Raw genomic sequence first — 241 nt, 5'->3', positions numbered from 1 at the left:
GATATTTTCCGGGATGATATTTTTTGTAAATAACCTTTCCGGATACCGGATATCTGCAGATATGAACATTAAGAGGTGACATAAATATAGAAACCTGAATCGCTTTTCCTTTAATAAACTCATCTTCTTCCACTTCTTTTATCATCACTACTTTTCCATCAACCGGAGCAATTACATTCTCTCTGTGTTCAAGAATGTCACGGTTTGGCACCCGGAAGAACCAAAATACCAGACTGTAAAC

Annotated in this window: 1 protein-coding gene; it reads right to left on the bottom strand. The window is 36.9% G+C overall.

The window, feature by feature from the left end; all coding sequences use genetic code 11:
* A partial coding sequence (locus ACPYOJ_RS36465) for a phosphatidylserine decarboxylase (RefSeq protein ID WP_481420551.1) occupies nt 1–241 on the bottom strand: 241 nt, incomplete at both ends.

This window comes from Rhizobium sp. SVR5-9E (genome assembly GCF_056755095.1).
This window is presented reverse-complemented; position numbering and strand designations above follow the sequence as displayed.